Source organism: Fructobacillus sp. EFB-N1 (assembly GCF_001038455.1).
GTDB classification, from domain to species: domain Bacteria; phylum Bacillota; class Bacilli; order Lactobacillales; family Lactobacillaceae; genus Fructobacillus; species Fructobacillus cardui.
The window spans coordinates 14,440-36,300 of sequence record NZ_LDUY01000008.1 but is presented as its reverse complement, the minus strand read 5'-3'; the positions used below and the strand labels follow the sequence as shown (position 1 = coordinate 36,300).

Genomic DNA, 21,861 nt, shown 5'->3' with positions numbered 1-21,861 from the left:
AGCAATTTATACTTATTCAAGTGAAGAAGTAGATGCCGTTTTAGAAGCAGTGCAGTTAATCAAGATTGAAAAAGGAATCACCGTATCAATCAATCGTTGACAACCTAACATTGTGGTAAAAGATGATTTAGTAATCCTTTTTACCACCTTTTTTGGGAGCATTCCTCAGATAATGAACATGCTATACTATTTTAGTAAACAAACAACAATAAATAATACACCTTAAAAATGGAGTAATTAGGTCAATGATAGATTCCAAAATTATGGCAACAACCAAATCAATTTTAAAAGATTTCGGTTCAACATATTTTACTAGTAATGGTAATTTAAAGCGAAACAAAGTCATTGAAGATTTGGACGCATATACCCCAATGTTGATGAAAGCATTGCTGTCTAATCAACTGATTCACGATACCTATACAGAGAACGTTTTAGTTGATGAAAAAAATATTGAAGTGTTTAAGCTTAATCAGTTTATTGAAATGTTCACCTATAAGGAATACTGGCAAGACAGCTACACTAGGTTCGAAAATAAAATTGGACTAAACGCCGGAAATAAATTTATTGATGAAACCGCTGACGTAGTCTTAGATTTTCCTTTTAAAGATACTGTGTTAAAGGCAGGTATGGCCAAAGAAGATCAAAAAGATACAGACGAAGTGTTTCTAAATGAAACCATAGCTAAGTCTGAGATTGATGAATTATTAGAACCTAAAATCTTTAAAAATGCTACTAAATATGACAAAGAGCATTTAGATGGCGAATCTGTTGATACTTTTGATGGCGATAATCTAATTATCAAAGGAAATAATTTAGTTGCGTTGTATAGTTTGAAAAAACGCTATGCTGGTAAAGTAAAGTTAATTTACTTAGATCCTCCCTATAATACAGGAAAAGATTTTGGTTATAATGACCATTTTAATCATTCAGCATGGCTAACTTTTATAAAAAATCGTTTTGAAATTGCCTGGGATTTACTTGCCGAAGATGGTACCATTTGGATCTCAATTGATGACAATGAAAGCCATTATATTAAAGTTTTATCAGATAGCATTTTTGGTCGACAAAACTTTATTGATGAAGTCGTGTGGCAAAGAGCATACGCTCCGGTGAATTTGAAAAAGACTTTTTCCCGATCACATGATTATATTGAAGTTTATGCAAAAAACAACGATTCAAATAAAGAGTTGAATAGGCTTCCAAGAGACGAAGCAGCTACAAATAGATATCGAAACCCTGATAACGATTCAAGAGGTCCCTGGAAGACATCTGATTTTTCTGTTGGACCAGCAATACAAAAAAATATTTACGAAATTACGACTCCTTCGGGTCGAAAAGTATTGCCACCTTCTGGTCGAAGCTGGCTGCTCTCCAAAGAACGTTTTGAGGAATTTCTTTCAGATAATAGAATTTGGTTTGGAAAAGACGGGAATAGTGTACCAAGTACAAAAAGATTTTTATCAGAAGTTAGTGATGGAGTTGTTGCACAAACACTATGGACTTATAACGAAGTTGGTCATAATCAAGAAGCCAAAAAAGAGGTTAAAAGTTTATTTGATGGTGTCAGTGCATTCGGAACACCAAAACCTGAACGTCTATTACAACGTATTTTAACCATAGGTTCTAACAAAAATGATTTAGTGCTCGACTTCTTCATGGGATCTGCGACAACTCAAGCAGTCGCCATGAAAATGAACCGTCGCTTTATTGGAATTGAACAGATGGACTACATTAAAACAGTCTCTGTCGAACGCCTCAAAAAAGTCATTGCCGGTGAACAAGGTGGAATATCCAAAGATGTTAATTGGCAGGGAGGTGATTCCTTTGTCTATGCAGAATTGATGGAAAAGAATCAAGGCTACCTACGCGATATTCAAAATGCCCAAAATGCCTCAGCCCTTAATAACGTCGTCAACCGCATGCTGGAAGGTGGGGCAGACCTTGATTTCCGGGTCGACCTGGACAAAGTTCTACAAGATGCTGAATATCAAGAAATGTCACTCGATGACAAGAAAAAGCTCCTCATCAAGGTATTAGACAAAAATCAACTTTATTACTCTTACAGCAATATTGATGACGCTAATGTCCAAGAATTAATGTCCGCTAATGATATTGCCTTTAACAAAAGTTTTTATGCGGAGGACGACTAATGGCCAAGAAAATCACTCGTCAATTAGTTCTACCCATTATTCAAGAAATTCAAAACTATAGCCATGACTTTTTAAAGAATGATGAGCCTCGCCATAATTTTACCTACCCCGACTACATCAAAAACAACCTCAAGCATCAGTTACGTGACTATCAAAAAGAGTCTCTTTATCATCTCAACTACACACAAAAAGACGATAACGTGACTAGTCGTTTTAATCAGCTTCTGTTTCATATGGCGACAGGGTCCGGTAAAACAGACGTTATGGCCGCTGATATCCTTTATTTCTACCAAGAATTTGGCTACCAGAATTTTCTCTTTGTGGTCAACACGAATGCCGTGATTACCAAGACTCGCGAAAACATGGTGAATACGCAGTCGCCCAAATATCTGTTTTCGCAACCTCTAAGTATTGATGGCCTTAACTTGCAAGTAAAAGAAGTCCAGCAGTTCCCCAAGAATCCAGAACCCGGTGTCATTTATCTACGAATGACAACCATTCAAACGCTAGCAAATGAACTCAACACCCCGCGTGAAAATGGATTAACTTATGAGGACTTAGCCAAACAAAAACTCATTATTTTAGCTGATGAAGCCCACCATTTTTCCGCCGGTACAAAGAGTAAAAAAGATCAGGAAAATCGGGCCTGGGAATATACACTAGATCGCGTACGTCAATCGAACCCAGCAAATCGGCAATTAGAGTTTACGGCCACCATTGATTTAAATAATGAAACCATCTATGAAAAATACCGGGATAAGATCATTTTTCAGTATGATTTAAAACAGTTTCAGGAAGCTGGTTATTCGAAAAAGATTGCTCGTCTACAAGCCAATGATGATGACCAAGCTAAGATGCTAAATGCGATTTTACTCTCGCAGTATCGGAAAAGAATGGCTTATCAAGCCGGAGTGCCAGACTTCAAACCGGTCATTTTGTTTAAATCCAATAAAATTGACGTCTCCAAAGAAGCACGCAATCAATTTTTAACGATTATTGAGCAACTAACAGTCGACTCCCTTTCTAATTTCATTAACGATCAAAATCAGACTACTCAGTCCTCTACTTTAAGACAAGCTTATCGCTATTATCAGACGGTTGACTTAGGCGTTCTGGTGCGCGAATTACAACGCGATTTTCAGGCTTTAAACACAATTAACGTCAACGATACCAGCCAAAAAAGCCTCTTAGAAGACACTAATAACTTTCATAATCTAAACACTTTAGAAGAGCCGAACAACCCGTTTCGTGCTATCTTCGCGGTCGCTAAGCTGTCGGAAGGTTGGGATGTTTTAAACCTTTATGATATTGTTCGCATTGGGGAGCAAACAATTACCCAGAATCAAACGAACAGTGAGGCACAATTAATTGGACGTGGGGCGCGATATAATCCTTTTGTCTTTGAAGGGGCAACATCATTTACCAGAAGGTTTGACCACGCGACACCTGAACGACAGATTTTGGAATCACTGCATTATCACACCATCAACGATAAAAAGTATATTGAGAATCTAACCAAATCATTTGAGGCCATGCAATTACAGGTAGAAGATGACCAAGATTTTGAACTATTAACAACCCACGTCAAAGATTCTTTTAAACGTTCCCATGTCTATCAACAAGGAAAGCTCTACTATAACGAAGTCGAGGATATCCCTGAAAATGACTATAATGGTCTCGAAAAATATGGTGTTTCAATAGCCGAATTACCAACTGTCAATATTGAAACCGCCACCCTAGAAGAGAGCGCCTTTCGTACAGAAAATTCTTCTCAAAAGACGGAGACACGTCTCGTTAAAATGGATGATCAACTCGTTAAAAAGGCGATGGCCCGAAATCCATTTTTCCGTTTTCAAAATATGAAAAAGTACATGCCTACCCTTAGTTCTTTGGAGGAGTTTCGAAAGGCGCCAGAATGGTTAGGTAACATTCTAGAAATCCAAGCAACTGTTTCCGCAGGCGCTGTGAAAGAGCTGCCCCGAGCTATGCAGTTACTGGTCGTGGAAAAATATCTCGCTTATATTCAACGCATGTTGGTGATGAATTATAAGCGTCAAAGGGGAACGAATCGGTTCTTGGGTATTCCCATTAAAGAAGTCATACAGGATTATCAAAAACGTGTTCCTATCAACCATAAAGGTGCTGGAATAAGTGAACTTATATCCGCTTATGATTTGAAAAAAGAATCCTGGTTTGTCTATGATGAAGCGATTGTGGATGGCCTAGAAAAAAGCCTGATTGAATTAGTTCGTGGTTACATTGCCGAGTTGCAAAAACGTTATCAAGATGTCTACCTGATTCGTAGTGATGAACGGAATTCCAATCTGAAACTGCATGCCTTTTCCGGTAAAGTCTCACAATATGCTGGCTTCTTACCCGACTTTGTTTTGTATCTTGCCAATGAATCCTATATCTATCAGCTTTATCTTGAGCCTAAGGGTAATCAATTATTAGCTCAAGATCAGTGGAAAGAAGATTTGTTAACGAGTATCTCCCCAGAAAATATTGAGATTATTGGCGAAAATAATAACACCAAATTGTATGGTGTCCGTTTTTATGTGAGCGGTGATGAGAGAGAAGTAAGAAAAACGATTTATAATTTTATACGAACTGACTCATAAAGTATTTTTAATTATAGCTAGCCACCGTTTAACGGATTCGATAGGAAGAGTAGTTGTGTCCAACAATTGTTCCTTTTTAAGGACATAGTTATAACATCTATTACCAAAAGAACAAATATAATTAAAGATATTTAGTAGCACCAATTACCTAAAGTTCAGGCAGTAGTCAGTGATTTATAATTTTTTTGCTATACTCTTTATAAGAGGTGCGGAGGACTAAATGGCATACCAAACAAAACAATTTCATTTTGATTTAGAAACAGAATTACTTCTTTTTCATAAATCAACGCCAACTATCCTACATGATGGGGCCCAATTTGAAGGCATGCCAGTAACGCTCTTGCAAACTGAAGCAATTGCTAACAATGACTATATTACTGGTGTCAGACCCTTGGAAATTGTTACGCTGCACCGTATGCACGAAGGGGCTCAATTTGTTGCTCAGAATTATCAAAATTTTGACTTCCAAAGCTTACTAGCTTTGCACAAAATAGTTGGTAACGGCGACGCCCTTAATCCAGGTATGCTTAGAACTGGCATGGGTGGCGTGAACACTAATAAAGGCTTATTTATCCCTGATAAAGTTGTCCCAGAAATTGTAGAAAAACAGTTTAACACCATTGTAAATAATCGTGATTTGGCTCCAGAAAATCGAGCAGCCAAAATTTTTACTTATCTTTCTCGAAGCCAAATTTTTAATGATACAAACAAACGAACGGCATTACTAACTGCAAATGTTCCGCTACTGCAGGAAGGAGCTGGCGTTTTCTACATTCCAGAACCAGCTATGGATAATATTTTGCATATGATGGGTAATTTTTATTATTCAAATGATGATCGACTTTTAGTAGCCACTTTAAAAGAAATTGCTGTTTCAGATTATGATGGCAAGACTTTTTATGATCCTAGCCATCAAAATGAAGAATATGCCCGTGATTATAAACGTCATTTAAATGCTTTTAAAGGTTTAGGTAGTAAGGGCGTTCTTGGAAAAGAAACAGTGAAAAGATTAACCTCACCAGAATTAACGAATAATCAAGAGCAAGAATATCTGTCTGAGCTTGCTAATCAGCAAGAAAACAATTTAAATCAATGAGTTTTGGCCTCCCAATGGGAGGTTTTTTTATTACTCAGTAGGAGGGTACATCAGTAAATAATGACAAAACGACCAAAGTAATTGTAGAAACAAAAAATGTGAGGTAAAAGATGGAAAATGTTTATTACCACGCACGTGGTCACAACACTGGTCAAATTTATTACACAAAAGATAGTGAGGCAGCAATTATCCGACAAATTAACCAAGATTATCCTTGGCAAAGTAACAATCGGCCCCAATTACCAGAACCACTTTGGGTAGAGGGGGTAGCCAAATGATTTCTCTTTTTCATCAATTCTTTCTGTTTATTCTGGAAGTGTTGGGGTCATTATTATTTATTACTGGATATTCAAAATTAACTAAATTGAGAAGCAAGCGAGATCCTTATTTCGGTCGCCGTGTTTTTCAAAAAGGTACACCGGCATGGGTGACAAAAAACATGATTGCTACCGCGTGGGTTTGCGTGATTATGACTAATTTTTTCATGATGATTGCTTTTGCATTTTATGATGAATTAGTTGGGATTAACCGAGGTAGTTATGCTGATCAGTTTAATCGAGTAGGATCGAAATTATTTGACTATATTAATCCGTTTAATTGGGCTCAGGTGTTGTCACCTTTCCCACACACAACACCAATCAACTCTTTAGCTTGGACGATGTTCTTTACCGGCATTTTCATTTTAGGCTTATATCATCTCAGGCGGCAGTGGCGAAATATTAAAAACGATCAACAAGATGAGTTTGGTGGTGCTGAATGGACAGAACCGTATGAAATGAGGCAACAGTATTTAACAGTCCCAGACCGTGGTTTAGAGTATGAAGGTTTTGGCTCAGTGCCTGTTGGACATCAATTCAATCTGTCCCATGAAGGGTTGCGTTTGTTTTTGGCGACAGTGAAGCCACATTTAATTCCTAAGAAATTACTCAAGTATACTTCTTCAGCTCAAGGAGAATCGAATCCTGCCAAAAAGAATATTCCTGGACAATATTTTATTGATCCAAAGACTACTAATACATTATTAGTAGCTGATACACGTGCGGGAAAAGGAAAATCAATCGTTGAACCAACGATTGATTTAATTGCAAGAGGGTCAGGTGAACAATCATTAATTATTGGCGATTTAAAAGGTGAGCTGTCAACGATGACAGCAGACTTGTTACGGCGACATAATTATGACGTTAAAATTGCTAATTTTGATAATCTTAATTATTCTATGCCGATTAACTTGCTCACTCAGGCTATCTATTATGCTAAAAAAGGCAACTATCCTAGAGCACGATTGAAGGTTAGTCAGTTGGCTAACACTATTTTCCCTGATGAAGGTTCAGATGCCAAAAGTAAGTTCTTTACAAATGGAGCAGCCGCAACTTTTTCAGGTTTAGCTTTGGCAACGCTATGGCTGATGCGTAGAGAAAATGACTGGGATCGTGTGACAATCGCGAATGTGGCGGAGATGTTACAGGTATTGGGGACAATGGAAGAGTCTGTTAGTTCAGCCACGGGTGAACGTTTCTTAAAACCTGTTGAGGCCATTACTTTTCAAGACCGTCCTAAAAACAAGAATAAATTGGATATGCTTGTGGACTGTTTCCGTATTTTGCAAAAGCAAAATATTGAAAATCACCAGTCCGATCCGCTCTTAGATATGGCCATTGCTGCCTTTAATCAATCAGGTATGGGTGGCTCCGAAACAAAGGGTAACATTTATGCCTCGATGTTTTCCGATATTGAAATTTTCACATCTGATATTAATGTGCGCAAGTTGACGACAATTAACGATTTTCGCTATTCATCAATTGGATTCCCTCGTGTCATGGAACTTCAATTACCACATTATTTTGGCAATCGTAAGGTTCAAATCAATTTTAAAGTTGGCGACAAGGAATATGAGGACTTGGTGATTGCCGACGAGATGGGTCTGGTTCAATATGCCATTGAACCAAAACTGGACGACGAGACCACCTTTAATGTCACTTTCACTAATGCTGAAAATAGGCAAGATCTTGAATCTTTGCCACCTAATATGTCCCTGGTCGATAAATATATTACGGTTAAGGCCTATAAAAAATATGAGACAGCTGGTTTTGGCTCTAAGGCGAAAAGGGTTAAGGATGAATATTCAGGACTAGATGTTATTGATGGATATGCAGTGCGTTCAATTGATACAAATATTGAATCAAATCCTGTTTATGGCAATCTTGAAATTAACTTTGATTACTCAGAAAAACGAACGGCTCTTTTCGTGATTTTACCGCCTTTAAATCAGCAATATAACACGATTGCGATGTTCTTTATTGAACAGCTCTACCAAGAAAATTATGATTGGGCTCAACGAAATAAGAATAAAGTTATTAATCGAATGCACTTCTTGATGGATGAATTTGGAAACTTCCCTAAATGGCCTCGATTGGAAACCAAACTGTCCTCGGCACTAGGCTATAACATTGAATTTACGCTGGTCTTGCAAAACTTGGAACAATTGACAGATGTATATGGTCAGCAAACGGCAGCGACTATTCGTGCTAACTCGTCTAACTTTGCTTATATTAAGACTTCTTCGCAAGATACAGCAGATGGTATCAGTAAGATGCTGGGTAATCGAACGATTGTTTACTCAAATCAAGGCCAAAATAATGCAGAAGGCGATAATCGAAATCGTCAAATGAAGGAACAACCTCTCTTAAATCCTGAACAACTTATGAAATTCAAGCCGGGCCAAATGCTTTTCTTCCGGGCAGCCAAAAACGAGGATAAAAAAGGCCGTTTAGTCGCTACTAATCCGATTTATGATTATGGCTGGACTGCTATGCCAGCTTCCTATAATTTGTTGCAAGGGTACTTAAATCCTTCGCCAGAGTTGGCCAAAATTAAAGTAGATAGTCCACAGCGGTATATCAACCTAGATGATTATCGAATTGATTATCTAAAGCTCTTCGATGAACTGTATTTAGAAACGCATCCAGCCTATGCTGAATTTTGGGAAAAATATCAAGCCAGTTTAATAAATTGATGAAAGGAAAAAGAATATGACACAACTATCACCATTTCCCGGGAAGGGCTTTTCTGATTTTGATCAAAACATTATTCAGTGGGCTACTGGGGATCATACGACAACAAATGGCGACAATCCTTTAATTAAGTTCTATCTGGATCGTAAAGATTGGCTACAGCCAAATACAAACGTCATCAATAATTTACTTGGCTGGATCCAAAACATTTGGTACGGTTTACTGCACGCATTAGCTACGGGAGTAGACTATTTGATTCAGGCAGCGTTATTTCCGTTGTATACGTTACCAAAAATGCTCATGGAGGACACCGGCTCTCAACTACATGTACTATATCTTGCCTCAGTTGCGTTAGGGGCTGGATTAATGGGTATCTACTTCATTATGTCCATGATCGGCTATATGACGAGTGCTAAAACAGATGTTTTAAAATCTAAAACCAAAAACATATTTGGAAATTTAGCCATGATTTTATTGTTACCATTCATTTTTTACATGGCAGGAAGTTTGATGAATTCGATTGTTGGAAATTCGAATGGTTCGTTAAATTTCGCCGATACACCCCTGCAAACCAATACATTGGATTTGGAACAGTGGGCAATTAATAATTTTAGCCAAGCTCCTTTTTCAGATGGTGCGCCAATCTATAATAAGTTAGGTCAAAATAATGAAGTGCCTGATTTCACAGATTCTATTGGAAAAAGTGACGTTGGTCCGCTGGACGATTACGGAACAAAAAAATTAAATAATAACAAAGATGATCATATTGGTAGCGTTTTTAACTATCAATTACAAACAGTCCCTTCTACAACCGGTGGTGTTCAATATGGATTAACAAAAATTGACCTTGATGGTGGTTTCTTAAAAGGTCTTGGTGTAAGTTATAAGCGCTATCGTGTCCAAAATATTCCAGCAACAGGTGCTTTTATTATCATTATTGTAGTTGGCTTTTTGATGACCATTAAGATTATGCGTGCTTCAATTGGAATGTTTGGAAAGATAATTGTGGCTCCAGTAGCGGCTGGTCGTGATGGCGCTAATTCAGTTGAAGGCATTAAAGGGACAGCACAAGATATTGTCAATGGCTATTTGGGTATCTTCCTGGATTTGTTTATGCTTCAAATCTTTGCAAGTTTAATTGGCCCACTACCACAAAGTGTCGCGAACCAGTTTGCAAATGCTGGTGGGTTTATCAAAGGAATTATCTATTTACTAACAATGGGTGTTCTGGCTTGGGCATGTTATGATGGATCCTCTGCTATCGAAAAGCAATTTGGTATGGCTGGTGGCGCTAAAGGTCAAGGATCGTTTATGGGCCGTATGGCAGCACCGGGAGTTGCATTGGGAGCATTAGCAGGAGCAGGTGCCACTAAATTGAATGAGCAGCGCAAGATTCGCCAAGAACGTGCTCGGCAAAATGATAAGCCAAAGGATAATCCCAATAAGCCAGTCGTTGATCATGGGAACCAAGATCAGGAAAAGGCTGAGCAATTATCTAATGCCGATACACCAGAAGAAAATCGCGCTGACGGTAGTCAGCCAATGAGCTCTGAAGATAAGAAGCAGTTTGATGGTAGCGAAAATTCAAATCAAAAAAAGAATGATAAGCTTGGACAGGACTCTTCTAGAAAACTTAGTGATTCCTCTGAAACTAATTCTCCTTCTGAGGAAAATCAATCGAACAAGAATAATCCAACAGAAGGTTCTCCAGCAGGTAAAAAAGCCACCGATGAAAAAGGTAGTTCCGCAAAATCAAATACTAATAACCAAGGCCAAGAAGCTGCAGATAAGTTATCTAGTTTCAGTGATACCAATGAGACCAATGAGAGATCTGAAGATGTTGCTAGTGGCAATCAGAATAAGGTAAGTGCCAGTTCCACTCCTTCAACTCAGCAACGTCTAGAGCAAATGGAGCGCCAACAACGGCAGCGGCAAAGTGAAGAACGAGTTCAACGAATTCGTCAAAAAGCGGCGCAACGCCAAGCTCAATTAAAACAAAAACGACAACGTGCAATGCAACAATTGGCACAAGATTCAAAAGATCCACATCAGTCAGCTCATCAAAAATAAATGGCTCATTTTTATATTCGAATTAGTAGAGGTCAAGCCCTTAAAAAGGCTTGACTTTTTTGCTTTTAAACCGCAGTCATGCTATATTTTGATTAACTAAGTAGAAGGCGGAAATGAGTTATGTTGAAAACGAAAAGTATATTATGGATTGTGCTCGTCGCTGTCATTATTGTGATTGGCGGCGCTTCATATATGCAATACCACAATTCGAAGAACATGCAAAAAACTGACTATTCTTCATCAAATATCAATTCATGGAAAAAGAACCAATTTAAAATTGGGACCATCGAAGATGTTAAAAAAGCAGCTAAAACTAATAATGTTCTTGTTTTGTTTACAAATGACCCTAGTCGAAAAACCATCAGTGAAAATACTAAAAAAGTAATTTTAGAACTAGAAAAGGAGAATCCAAATTCTTCACCAACTGTAGTGACGGCCGGCAATGTTCGACCAACTACTTTTGGTTTGAAGAGTACGATTCGAGATAAAACACTTTACCCGGATTTAAGTAACGTGACTAGTGACACATATTCTGGTTATATTTCTACAATGAAGGCCCCTAAAGATGTTATGATTGGTGTGAATAAAGGGTGGACCGGGGAATCATCTGATACTGACAATGTCGACAGTGGCTTTGGAATTGGTGATTTAAGCCAAGATAGCGGGAATGGTCATGACAAAGATAGCTTTTTATTTGATTTAACTGCCGATTACTACGTTAATGGCTATAAAGATCGAAACACATTCATTTTTAAACAAGACAATAATAGTTGATTAAATTTATATATTAAAAAGGGGAACAGGAGAAGACCTGTTCCTTTTTTTGTGACCAAAAATTTGTAATTAAGGTACATCAGTACAGGGCAAAAAAACAACCATAGTCATAATAGAAAACAAAGTGAGGTGTTGGATATGGCAAATAATAATTGGAGTGTCGCTTCAAAAGTCCGAAAGCAGATTACCTTTGGAAAAAGCAAAATCACTTTTAAAGACGTTTCAGTTGCTGGAGGATCGCTCATTATAGGTTTCTTTCTTTTCAGATTCTTCCCAGCTGATCAAATGCCATTGGCTGTGTTAGCAATCTTGATTTTAGCTGTTTTTACTTTTTATTTACTTTTACGGCCAGCAGATAATCCAGAAAGACGAAACTATGAGCTATTTATGATTTGGCAATTTGATGCCAATCGTCATAAAAGAAAAAAGCATTATCGTGCATTTAAACTTGAAGATTTGGAGAAGTAATTATGCCACTAGTAAATGAACATGTACAAAAAATTAATAATGCAGTATATGAACCAGAGAAATTTGATTTTTATGATCCAAAATTACAAAACAAAATGGATAATATGGTTGTTTTCTTAGGGTATAAGGGCTTAACGCATGACGTTCATAATTATATTGCTTTGAAAGACGGTACATATGCAGAACTAGTTTTAGTGCGAGGCATGTCAATTGCTGATTTAACAGGGGAACAAAGTCGTGTTCTGGTTAATGAAGCAGGAGAATTCTTTCGAGCTCAAAACGCCGGAACGAATATTAGTTTTTTTGGGTACAGCTTTAAAGTAAATACGCACAAGCAACAACGGGCTTGGCAAACCAATAAAGAGTTACTTGAAGAAGAAATTAAAAATGAAACGAATCCTCGTCGGAAACACCAATTAAATCAGCGTTTAAAAATGGTTAATGGTGAAATTAATCGATTAATTTTTGTTGAAAATAATTTTTGGTCGCGTGAATTTTTAATGGCGGTTTTCGCGAAAAATAAAGGGCAATTGGAGAACAAAATGATATTGCTACGGAATTTATCTTCGGGGGATAATGCTCCGTTTCGGTTCCGAGAAATGACACGAAAGGAGAAAGAGGAACGGTTATACGCTTTAAATAATCCAGCTTCCTATATTGATTAAAATGAGAAAACTTTACGAAGGGCCAATGGTGGCCAACGAATATGATTTTCAAACGCTATTGAATACACAACCTCATGGTGGCATTGATATTTTTAGTGATTATATCAAGCTGTCCAATGGCTATGCGCAATTTATGTATGTCCATGAAGTCAAAGCTCTAGAATTACCTAACCACTGGCTTTCTCAACTCGCCACATTGCCAAATACAATTTTTATGTTGTCAACCAGTGTCGAAGATAAGAAGAGTTTTAATGAACGCTTAAATCGTGCAGATTCCAACCTTGAGGACACTTCTAAAGGTGGACTGACCGATGCCTTCACAGACAGCGGTGATGAGTTTGCTCGATTAGCATTTAATGTCAATAAGGCGGATCAAAAACCAATGCGAGTCTATATTCGTTTATTAGTTTATGCCGCCAACAAACGCGCGTTGCGTCAAAATGTCAAAGATATTAAAGCAAAATTTACAGACTTTAAGTTTGCTACACTACGCGAATTTCAATTTGATGAATGGCGCTCAATGTGGACCCCAGCTAGTAAGCAGTTAGAACTCTTAACGGAACGCCAAGAAGGCCTATCCATGTCTTCTGCTGATTTAGGCGGTGCTTATTGGCAAGATTCATCTAAACAAGATGACGCTTATGGAACGGTTATTGGTACCACATCAACCGGTGGTACCGTTATTTTTAATCCTTATTTGCGAGATGGACAAAATCGTACTCGTCCGTTTATGGGCTTTTTTGGTTCAGCAGGCTATGGGAAGTCAACATTGCAAAAAATGTTGGTTGAAGATGGTTTTAAGCGCGGGCATCGGATGGCTATAATGGATCCATCTGGTGAATATGCAGGAATTACTAAATACACTGATGGCATTTCGGTGAAATTAAATGGAGAAGATGGTTTAATCAATCCTTTTCAAATTTATAAGACAGTCACGGATTCCACGGGTGAGAATGTAGACGTGGTTGGTTCTTTTAACCAACACATTGAAAAGTTATTGGCAATCTACGGTTTTATGTCCCAAAACCTAACCCAGGAAATGCTGGCTGAAGATCGTATTGCTTTAAATTCTCTAATTACTGAATTTTATATTGATCGTGGTATGTGGACAGCTAATCCAATGAGAGATACCTCACAGATCAATATCTTTATTCCCGACAGTGAGTACCCAACGCTGAACCAATTTATTCCGTTCCTTCGAGCAAAAAACCGAGCTTTAAACGGCCGTGATGCCGCTGACAATCTCTTTTCGGCTGCCAGCTTGCACCGTATTATCGCCACTTTCGAAGTCATGGCATCTAAACATGGAGCTGTCTTTAATGGCACAACAACGTTTCCCGACTTAAGTCAGGAACAATTTGTTCGATACGATGTCTCTAGTCTATTAACCACTAAAGATATTTTTAATGCAATGACCTATGTGGCCTTGACGATTGAACAACAAAATATCATTAATAATGGAAAACGTTGGCGACTTCGCCGTCAAAACGAAAATATACCTTATGATCAAGTTCCTCATTCTGTGATTGTTTTGGATGAGGCTCAAAATTATGTCCAAATGGATAATGCCTATAACTTGAATTACATCGTGTCTTTGATGGAACAGATGCGCAAAAACTATGCAGGCCTCATGCTTGCTATGCCAACGATTGAAGACCTAGGTGTCACTAATACTAATACAACAGATGCCAAAGCCAAAGAATACTACAAAAACATCAAGAAAATGATGGATTTACTGCAATATCGTTTTTTCTTCCACTTACCCGATAGTAACCTTGATACTTTAGATCAAATATTAGGAAATTCAATTACTTCATCAGAGCTGAAATCAATTACGCGCTTAAAAGCACGACGTACACTTTTAAATATTGATGGTGATCTTAATATCCAGGTATACGTTTCACCAACCGATTCGCAATTAAAAAGGTTTCAAGGAGGTGATTAAATGTTTACTCAAAAATCATCTCACGGTCGAATTTTTTCTTTAAAAAAAATTCTACGTCCTTATTTTTTAATTGCCGAATTCTTACTTTTAGGTGTGGGCCTAATCATTTTTCTTTTTGTTTCGATAACTGAAGATGATAGTTGTGATACCGGCACTCAACACGTTGTTCAAACCGATACAAGCGGTGATACAGAGCAAAACGCTCAAATCATTTTTAATCACTTAGTTCATGCCGAGGGGTTCTCCGGTGCTGGTGCCGCCGGCGCTTTGGGCAACGCAGCTGGTCGAGAAGATAAAACGTTAGATCCTGCTGTAACTGGCCCTGCTGGTTCTGGTGTTGCCGGCATCTTTCAATGGTCCGGTTTCTCAAACAATCGTAATGGCGGTCGAATCACTCGCGAAGGCTCGATTAGGGCTAATGATAAAAGTACATTAACTTTGGATAATGAATTGAAATTGGTTTCATGGGAACTTCATAATACCTATTCAGACGTTGCTCAAAAAGTAGGGAAGGCGACTGATCCTGCTCAAGCCGCTATCGATTGGTCAAGAAATTATGAAATGCCAGGTGCCCCAGGATCTGCAGCTGAGAAAACTGAAGACATTACTAGTTCTGCCAAAATGTATTATCAAAAGTTTGGCGGATCTTCTATTCAAGCTAATACGGCTATTTTGGGTGCTCGTGATGCAGCGACTGCCGGACAAAAGGCTGAGACAAATGGTCAGCATGTTGAACTGGCTGATAACTGTGGTGATAGTGGCACAAATCCAGCTAACTCCAAAGGATATAGTCTTCCAGTAAAGGGCTCATATAGTCTTGGAACTGGTACCTATCCATCTTATAGCGAACTTTCAACAAAACATGATCATAACGGGGTAGATTTTCAAAATCAAAACCTAACCGAAGATGATGTTAAAAATGGTAATAAGAATTCGTGGGTATATGCTGTTCATGATGGAAAAGTGGTAGCAGTTAATCATAATAAAGATGAATTTGTAGTCATCATCAAACAAACTGATAATAATTTCGCCTATTATGGCCATGCCATGAAAGAACCGCCTGTTCATGTTGGTGACCAAGTAAAACGTGGCGATCATATTACGTATCAGGGATATGGTGGTGATGTTGAACCCAAAAATATAAAAGCAGCCCACGTCCATTTTGGTTTATCAAAAAAAGACTCCGGTTTCGGTGGCGATACTCAAACACCTAGCTGGAATCAACCAATTTTGTCACCAGCTGATTATTTACCATTACCATCTTCTGTTCTTCCTGATATCAATAAATCGAGTCATGATAATGATGATCGAGTCATTGGCTCAGGATTTACAAAATTCTTCATGGCCGCTGGTCAAGATTCTAATACAAATTAAAGGAGCGACTTATGCTTTCTAATCGAAAAAGAACATTTTTATTTTTCACTGGACTCATTGGGCTTTTTATTCTTGCATTATCTTTTATGTATTTCACCCCTAAAACTTATCCTGATACACCCAACGGTCAAGTACCTAATGAATATGCAACGGTTAAATCTGCTCCAGATGCCTTAATTATTGTTCACAAAGCCGGTTGTCAGCATTGTCAACAAGCTTCTAAGACGATTGTTCCAGCTTTAGATAGTTCTAAGAATCAAAAAAGGCCAGTATTAGTCATTGAATCTACAAATGAGCATCAAAAGGTCAGTGAAGGAAATAGTTATCCAGATATTTTAACCGACTATGGTATTTCGCGCTATCCAACCATTTTGCATTTGAAGACTGGTACTGTGGTAGGACGTTATACAGGGACCAACGTTCAACAATTGAAGGCTATTTTGAATTCTTAAGAGCAAAGGAGGAGGGAAATGAAAAAACGCATTGGTTTTTTCTTTAAAAACTTGTCAAAAGTTGGCTGGCTCACCTTTATTTCATTTTTAGTAATTATCGGTGTTCTGATTTTTCAAACAAGTCAAAACATGTCGCAAACAATTGCTTTGAGCAAGCAAGCAAGTGCCACACCGGTAGTTCATCAACAAATTTCCAAAGAAAAATATGTTGATACAATCAATCAACAAATTAGTCGGGGTAATCAACTAGCCAATCAAATGATCTACTTAGCGGCTAGTTATGGTGGTTCAAAAATTGATAACAAAACAGCACTTCAAAACCATCTAGAACCACTTGTGAAATCGGTGTTACCATTTATGTTCCCAAATACCGATAATGATTCAGGCAAAAGTTATCGAAGTGATATTCAATCGATTAACTCCAGTTCCAATTATCATGATGGCCTTGTTTCAATGATGCTAACCGTTCAGTATCAAAATGGCCCTAATAATGAGCAAAAAACTGTCCAGGCCGTTTATAATCCTCAGTCAGATTCCATTGTCTCGGCTGCAATTAATCGAACGGATAGTGACAATAGTGGAGGGCAGTCATGATTCAAAAAATAAAAGGATTTAGTAAAAAACATTTTCTGTTTGTAATAGCAATCCTAATTATTGTGATGTTTGCCCTGCTTAATATGTTCTTAGCTCAACAACAGACAGCTTTGAAACAACGGATTACGAAAAAACAACAAAAAACGACTCAAATTTTGAAGGTTGTTAATAACCAATGGCAATTTAATGATGCTCAAAATGTCGCCACAAGTTTTTTTACCATTTATCATACTTTTAATGACTCTCATACGTTTAATCAACGGGCTACTGCAAGTGAAAAGTATGCTACTAGTCAGATAACCTCTAATCAACAACTATTTCCAAATGATTATGTAGATGGGAACCATTATATTGATACTTCAGGCCTTCAATCAGATGTTACTAATGTATTATTTTTCCCAGACAAAAACCCAAGCAATACCGACCTTCAAGAAGGGATTGTCCAAGTGAAGGTGAATGCAAAATATAATGGCTTCAATAGTGGTCAATCGATTTTAGATTATCACGTCACTTTTGATACGACGCAGAAAAAGATAACCGATGTTCGTTTTGTTGGTACTGAAAAGTTTGAAGCTAATAGTGCCACAATGGCCGGGAATTAAACATAATCATATATAAATATAATTGCAATTATATTTATAGTTATATTAATGAAGTAAACCAGCTACAATAGAGACCTGCCAATGAGCGGGTCTTTTTTTTTTGACCAAAAAAGTAGGGAATATCTGTTGTATTTGAAAAATCAACCATAGTCAGGGTAGGGAAACTTCCCGACATGGAGGAATACTAATGACAAATTGGTATCACGGTTCATCAACCGATTTTGATTCATTTCAACACCAACAGTATGACACCAATGGCCACTCACAAGGCTTTGGTATTTATTTGACTCAGAGTAAAGAAGTTGCAAGGTCATACGCTGGCACCGGAAAAGGTCACGAAAGCCAAGGATTCGTTTATCATGTTGATACTTCCAAGATTAACGATATGCGTCAACTTGATCCAGAACAAATAACAATGACTCAGGAAGATGTCGTTCAAATCTTAAAGTCAATCACCGAAGTACAAGATGAATATCCATACACACTTGTTGATTATTCCGGAAATCCTGATCTTGAAGTTGGTTGGAACGAAGAAAATGAAGAGATTGCGCAAGAAATTGCTTTTAATTTACTTGAAGATGAAGCTAACGATCTTGATGTGATCAACGAATTACGAAATTCTTCTGATGAAAGTGAAGCCGTTGGAAGAGGATTGAGCCAAGCAATGATTGGATCCGCTCCCGACTGGACTCAGGTCGATTCTGAGGGGCATCCAGCTTTAGTAGTTTTTGATCCTAATAATCTTTCAATTATTGAAAAAGAATCAGTGCATGAGCCACAACCTGTGCAAGAACAAACCATTCAACCAGAGCTAACAGCTGATGATGCCGAGTATCTGAGTACTCTATCAGAAATTGAATTGCACCAATAAGGAGGGAATCAGCAATGAAGAAAGAATGGCAATCATTAAAAGAAGAATATTTAACTCTTTGGCAACGATCTGAACAAACTTATAACACTCTGGTAGTAAAAGAGGTCATTCGTGCTGCCGAACGAGAACTAGAAAAAACCGGAGCTATGAATATTGTTGACGACTTAAAAAGAAATGGATTTAATTCTCAAAAACCTTCGCCGGAAAGTTTGCGTGTCATTTTAAAAGACATGGACTTTGTTTATCCAGAAAATTCAGGTGTTGATGAACCAGAAAGTTACTTTGGTGTTTATTTACGTGATGAAATAAAACCAGAAATAATTGACGACATGGAAGAAGATATGGCACTTATGACGGATTATCTTGGTGGTTCCATAAGTTCACAGGAGGATGACCCCAAATTAACGAATGAGGAAATAGAGATTATTCATAATACCGGTGCTGATTGGTTATTGGAAGATGTAAATATTGATTCACCAGAAAAAAATCAAATTCTAAAAGAAGTCAAAGCTGATTCATCAAATAATGATACAAAGGGGCTTAATATGATGACACCATTGCTGAAAAAGCAACGTGATGAAATACTTGAAAGCGGTGCACTAGAAGCTAGTTACTCTAATAATGTGAAATCAGAAATGCTTGATCTGGATCCCGATTTGTTAGCTAAAACTTTTGCTGACGAAGGTGTTGTCAGTATTTTAACTGCTGAAGCCCAAAAGGGGTCTCAAAATCATCAAAACGAATTTGATAATGTTCTTGTGACTGAAATGGTTCGGAACATGGAATTAGAGGATTTTGAAGATGTTTCTGATTTTTTTGGTAATAACCAAAAAGACTACAACGAAAAGGGTTATAAGTCCCTTAACCCATCTCCTGTTAATTTAGATCAAAGCACTTACAAGCAACTAAAAAAAGAAATTGTTGATGACACTGCGTTGAACGTTGGCTATTTACAAGAAGTTAAATCAGATATGTTATATCTGGATCCAAATATTTTGGAAAAAGTATTGTCAAATGAAGATACAGCTCAAGCACTCTCGTCAGAAGCAAACAAGGCTAATCAAGGATTAGCTAACCAATTCGATAACATACTGGTCACTGAAATGACGAAAGAATTAAATTACCAAGACTTTAAATCAGTAGCCCCTAAGTTTATGAACTTCGCCAAAGCGGAACTGTCGCAACAAGAAGATCTCGACTTTGCTGCTAGTCAATTAGAAAATAATATCAATCTGTAATTAAAAGGAAAAATAATGAAATTTTTAATGGTTTTTTTAGCATTTAGTTCTTTGCTTATAGCTTTTTACCTTGGTCTTATTACGAAAGGTTATCAGAAAAAGATACAGAAAATTCCTATTAGTAATAAAGGTTATCGCATAACGAAAAAAATTTTCTATTATTCACCATACGTTGTCATGTTTTTTTTACGCAATCGAACTTTCGGATTTATTAGTTGAAAGTTGTTATTGGATATTAGGGTACGGTTTTAACTCACTTGTTAGTTCTATTATGTTGCCATTCTACTTTGTTAGTGGATTTACTATGATATTTGGAAGCATCATCGCCAAATCCATTAAAATGAAGGTTACTAAAAAATAAGTATAAATTTATGATGAGCTGCAACATAAATTTTGCGGTTCAACTGAGAGTGATTTTCTAAATTTATACTACTCACACGGAATTAACTTACTTTAAATGCTCACGACTCAATAGAGAAGGTATACTCCTATGATGTAAAATTGCATCATGGGAGCTTTTTATATCCGTATAAGGACATGTTCAAATTTACATAAATATAATTGTACGTATAAATGTATTCATACATATACATATACATATATTTATGGTATAATTATAATTGTATTCGAGTTTATCGAAGAACAAATTTAATTGTAAATATAAAGTGAGGCTTGGTATGAAAAAAATTGGTTTCATCGCAGAAAAAGGTGGGGCTGGAAAGACAACTCAGTCCTACAATTTTGCAGGTTATTTAGCAGCCAAAAATAAAAAAGTATTATTGATTGATTTAGACCACCAACTATCGTTAACGAGAGAAGTTTTTGGCGTTTTAGAGGAAAAGGGCTCAAGTGTTAATCTATTTCGAGATCAGAGTGCCAAGATTTATAACGTTAAAAATAATATTGATTTGTTACCTGCCAGTCTATCTCTTGAGCTCCTAGAAAAAGAACTAGCTTTAACAGACATCGAGATGCCCAGTTTGATTCTTAGTTATTGGTTTCAGGACCATGCTGAAGAGATTGATTTGAAACAATATGATTACATTATTTTTGATACGCACCCCGACTTCGGAATTGTAAACAAAAATGTTGTAGTAGCTTCGGATGCCATTATTAGTCCACTAGAACCAAACTTATTTGGTTGGGCCGCAAAGGTAAGAATTCAATCACGCATTGATAATTTGTTGGAACATCTAATCAATCCAAGTACAAGAAAACCTTTCATTGAAACACCTCTGTTCTTTATCAACAATAAGGTTGAACATAATACTAATGAGTCCCGAACATTATTAGAAAAAACAGAGAATGACCCACAAGTGATTGCTACAATCCCAAATAAGCAATTATTTAAAGCAACGATTCGGAAAAATATGCCTATTGCTGATATGCAATCAGATGTGAAAATTTTCAACGCAAACCGTAAATTCTTTGATACTATCAACATGGCCTATGCTGATATTGAAAATGTAGTAGATAAAATTTAAGGAGAATTGATTATGGCTGTAAAAGGACAACTTCCAGAACGAAAAAATAAAGATCTTTCTCAAGCAGAATTTACGCAAATGATTAAGCATCGTGAAGAAGATGAAAATCACATCAACAATGTAATTCAAGAGAAGAAAAATGAGATATCTAGAAATAAGAAAAAAAGAGAAACTAAAAAACCATATACATTAACGTTGCGACCTTCGATACACGATATTGGGGTTAACCTAGCCGAGGAAGAAGGGCTTAGCTTTTCTTCATGGTTAGAACAGCTTATTGAAAAAGAAGGTAATAATTAATACGCGTTATATAGAAGGTTATTCAGTAGCATTATAAACATACATATACATATACATATATTGTAAATATACGTATAAATAAACATATGTGTATAATATATGTATGCTTTTGGAAGCCAGCTGGCTACTGAAGTATACAATCAATA

18 protein-coding genes are annotated in these 21,861 nt (G+C 37.1%); all 18 read left to right on the top strand.

Going from position 1 to position 21,861, the window contains the following annotated elements; all coding sequences use genetic code 11:
* Positions 1-245 precede the first annotated feature (245 nt).
* Complete coding sequence (locus FEFB_RS02900) at positions 246-2,150, top strand: site-specific DNA-methyltransferase (RefSeq protein ID WP_047974752.1); 1,905 nt, start codon at positions 246-248, stop codon at positions 2,148-2,150.
* Positions 2,150-4,771: a DEAD/DEAH box helicase family protein gene (locus FEFB_RS02895; protein ID WP_047974751.1), complete on the top strand. Its 2,622-nt coding sequence runs from the start codon at positions 2,150-2,152 to the stop codon at positions 4,769-4,771. Before FEFB_RS02900 ends, FEFB_RS02895 begins: the two co-directional genes overlap by 1 nt.
* A 220-nt stretch (positions 4,772-4,991) precedes the next feature.
* Entirely contained in the window at positions 4,992-5,867 is an 876-nt protein-coding gene (locus FEFB_RS02890; protein WP_047974750.1) for a Fic family protein, read from the top strand.
* 110 nt (positions 5,868-5,977) lie between these two features.
* Entirely contained in the window at positions 5,978-6,145 is a 168-nt protein-coding gene (locus FEFB_RS08690; protein ID WP_161795086.1) for a hypothetical protein, read from the top strand.
* A complete protein-coding gene (locus tag FEFB_RS02885) occupies positions 6,142-8,880 on the top strand; it encodes a type IV secretory system conjugative DNA transfer family protein (RefSeq protein WP_047974749.1) in 2,739 nt (912 codons plus the stop codon). Before FEFB_RS08690 ends, FEFB_RS02885 begins: the two co-directional genes overlap by 4 nt.
* Positions 8,881-8,896: 16 nt before the next feature.
* Positions 8,897-10,948 (top strand): hypothetical protein, encoded by a 2,052-nt coding sequence (locus tag FEFB_RS02880; protein ID WP_047974748.1) that lies wholly within the window; start codon positions 8,897-8,899, stop codon positions 10,946-10,948.
* Between the two features lie 120 nt (positions 10,949-11,068).
* Positions 11,069-11,722, top strand: coding sequence for a hypothetical protein (locus FEFB_RS02875; protein ID WP_047974747.1), 654 nt, complete (start codon positions 11,069-11,071; stop codon positions 11,720-11,722).
* A 138-nt stretch (positions 11,723-11,860) separates the two neighbouring features.
* Complete coding sequence (locus tag FEFB_RS02870; RefSeq protein ID WP_047974746.1) at positions 11,861-12,190, top strand: hypothetical protein; 330 nt, start codon at positions 11,861-11,863, stop codon at positions 12,188-12,190.
* Positions 12,191-12,192: 2 nt separating this feature from the next.
* Positions 12,193-12,855, top strand: a complete 663-nt coding sequence (locus FEFB_RS02865; protein ID WP_047974745.1) for a hypothetical protein — start codon at positions 12,193-12,195, stop codon at positions 12,853-12,855.
* Between the two features lie 25 nt (positions 12,856-12,880).
* On the top strand, positions 12,881-14,800 hold the full coding sequence (locus FEFB_RS02860) for a helicase HerA domain-containing protein (RefSeq protein ID WP_047974744.1): 1,920 nt from the start codon (positions 12,881-12,883) through the stop codon (positions 14,798-14,800).
* Positions 14,801-16,174 (top strand): phage tail tip lysozyme, encoded by a 1,374-nt coding sequence (locus tag FEFB_RS08235; protein ID WP_053068933.1) that lies wholly within the window; start codon positions 14,801-14,803, stop codon positions 16,172-16,174.
* Between the two features lie 11 nt (positions 16,175-16,185).
* On the top strand, positions 16,186-16,626 hold the full coding sequence (locus FEFB_RS02850) for a thioredoxin family protein (protein WP_047974743.1): 441 nt from the start codon (positions 16,186-16,188) through the stop codon (positions 16,624-16,626).
* An 18-nt stretch (positions 16,627-16,644) separates the two neighbouring features.
* Positions 16,645-17,220, top strand: a complete 576-nt coding sequence (locus FEFB_RS02845) for a hypothetical protein (protein WP_047974742.1) — start codon at positions 16,645-16,647, stop codon at positions 17,218-17,220.
* Positions 17,217-17,822 carry a hypothetical protein gene (locus FEFB_RS02840; RefSeq protein ID WP_047974741.1) on the top strand — a complete coding sequence of 202 codons (606 nt, stop codon included), beginning with the start codon at positions 17,217-17,219 and terminating at the stop codon, positions 17,820-17,822. Before FEFB_RS02845 ends, FEFB_RS02840 begins: the two co-directional genes overlap by 4 nt.
* Before the next feature lie 187 nt (positions 17,823-18,009).
* A complete protein-coding gene (locus tag FEFB_RS02835) occupies positions 18,010-18,693 on the top strand; it encodes a hypothetical protein (RefSeq protein WP_047974740.1) in 684 nt (227 codons plus the stop codon).
* 14 nt (positions 18,694-18,707) lie between these two features.
* A complete protein-coding gene (locus tag FEFB_RS02830) occupies positions 18,708-19,931 on the top strand; it encodes a hypothetical protein (RefSeq protein WP_047974739.1) in 1,224 nt (407 codons plus the stop codon).
* Between the two features lie 677 nt (positions 19,932-20,608).
* Positions 20,609-21,415, top strand: coding sequence for a ParA family protein (locus FEFB_RS02820; protein WP_047974737.1), 807 nt, complete (start codon positions 20,609-20,611; stop codon positions 21,413-21,415).
* Positions 21,416-21,427: 12 nt separating this feature from the next.
* Entirely contained in the window at positions 21,428-21,715 is a 288-nt protein-coding gene (locus FEFB_RS02815) for a hypothetical protein (RefSeq protein WP_047974736.1), read from the top strand.
* Positions 21,716-21,861 lie beyond the last annotated feature (146 nt).

Excerpts from the sequence above, each read along its gene's own strand:
- FEFB_RS02895 (WP_047974751.1), top strand. The coding sequence starts at position 2,150 with ATGGCCAAGAAAATCACTCGTCAATTAGTTCTACCCATTATTCAAGAA.
- FEFB_RS02875 (WP_047974747.1), top strand. The coding sequence starts at position 11,069 with ATGTTGAAAACGAAAAGTATATTATGGATTGTGCTCGTCGCTGTCATT.
- FEFB_RS02885 (WP_047974749.1), top strand. The coding sequence starts at position 6,142 with ATGATTTCTCTTTTTCATCAATTCTTTCTGTTTATTCTGGAAGTGTTG.
- FEFB_RS02900 (WP_047974752.1), top strand. The coding sequence starts at position 246 with ATGATAGATTCCAAAATTATGGCAACAACCAAATCAATTTTAAAAGAT.
- FEFB_RS08235 (WP_053068933.1), top strand. The coding sequence starts at position 14,801 with ATGTTTACTCAAAAATCATCTCACGGTCGAATTTTTTCTTTAAAAAAA.
- FEFB_RS02880 (WP_047974748.1), top strand. The coding sequence starts at position 8,897 with ATGACACAACTATCACCATTTCCCGGGAAGGGCTTTTCTGATTTTGAT.
- FEFB_RS02845 (WP_047974742.1), top strand. The coding sequence starts at position 16,645 with ATGAAAAAACGCATTGGTTTTTTCTTTAAAAACTTGTCAAAAGTTGGC.
- FEFB_RS02835 (WP_047974740.1), top strand. The coding sequence starts at position 18,010 with ATGACAAATTGGTATCACGGTTCATCAACCGATTTTGATTCATTTCAA.
- FEFB_RS02850 (WP_047974743.1), top strand. The coding sequence starts at position 16,186 with ATGCTTTCTAATCGAAAAAGAACATTTTTATTTTTCACTGGACTCATT.
- FEFB_RS02865 (WP_047974745.1), top strand. The coding sequence starts at position 12,193 with ATGCCACTAGTAAATGAACATGTACAAAAAATTAATAATGCAGTATAT.
- FEFB_RS02870 (WP_047974746.1), top strand. The coding sequence starts at position 11,861 with ATGGCAAATAATAATTGGAGTGTCGCTTCAAAAGTCCGAAAGCAGATT.
- FEFB_RS02820 (WP_047974737.1), top strand. The coding sequence starts at position 20,609 with ATGAAAAAAATTGGTTTCATCGCAGAAAAAGGTGGGGCTGGAAAGACA.
- FEFB_RS02890 (WP_047974750.1), top strand. The coding sequence starts at position 4,992 with ATGGCATACCAAACAAAACAATTTCATTTTGATTTAGAAACAGAATTA.
- FEFB_RS08690 (WP_161795086.1), top strand. The coding sequence starts at position 5,978 with ATGGAAAATGTTTATTACCACGCACGTGGTCACAACACTGGTCAAATT.
- FEFB_RS02815 (WP_047974736.1), top strand. The coding sequence starts at position 21,428 with ATGGCTGTAAAAGGACAACTTCCAGAACGAAAAAATAAAGATCTTTCT.
- FEFB_RS02860 (WP_047974744.1), top strand. The coding sequence starts at position 12,881 with ATGGTGGCCAACGAATATGATTTTCAAACGCTATTGAATACACAACCT.
- FEFB_RS02830 (WP_047974739.1), top strand. The coding sequence starts at position 18,708 with ATGAAGAAAGAATGGCAATCATTAAAAGAAGAATATTTAACTCTTTGG.
- FEFB_RS02840 (WP_047974741.1), top strand. The coding sequence starts at position 17,217 with ATGATTCAAAAAATAAAAGGATTTAGTAAAAAACATTTTCTGTTTGTA.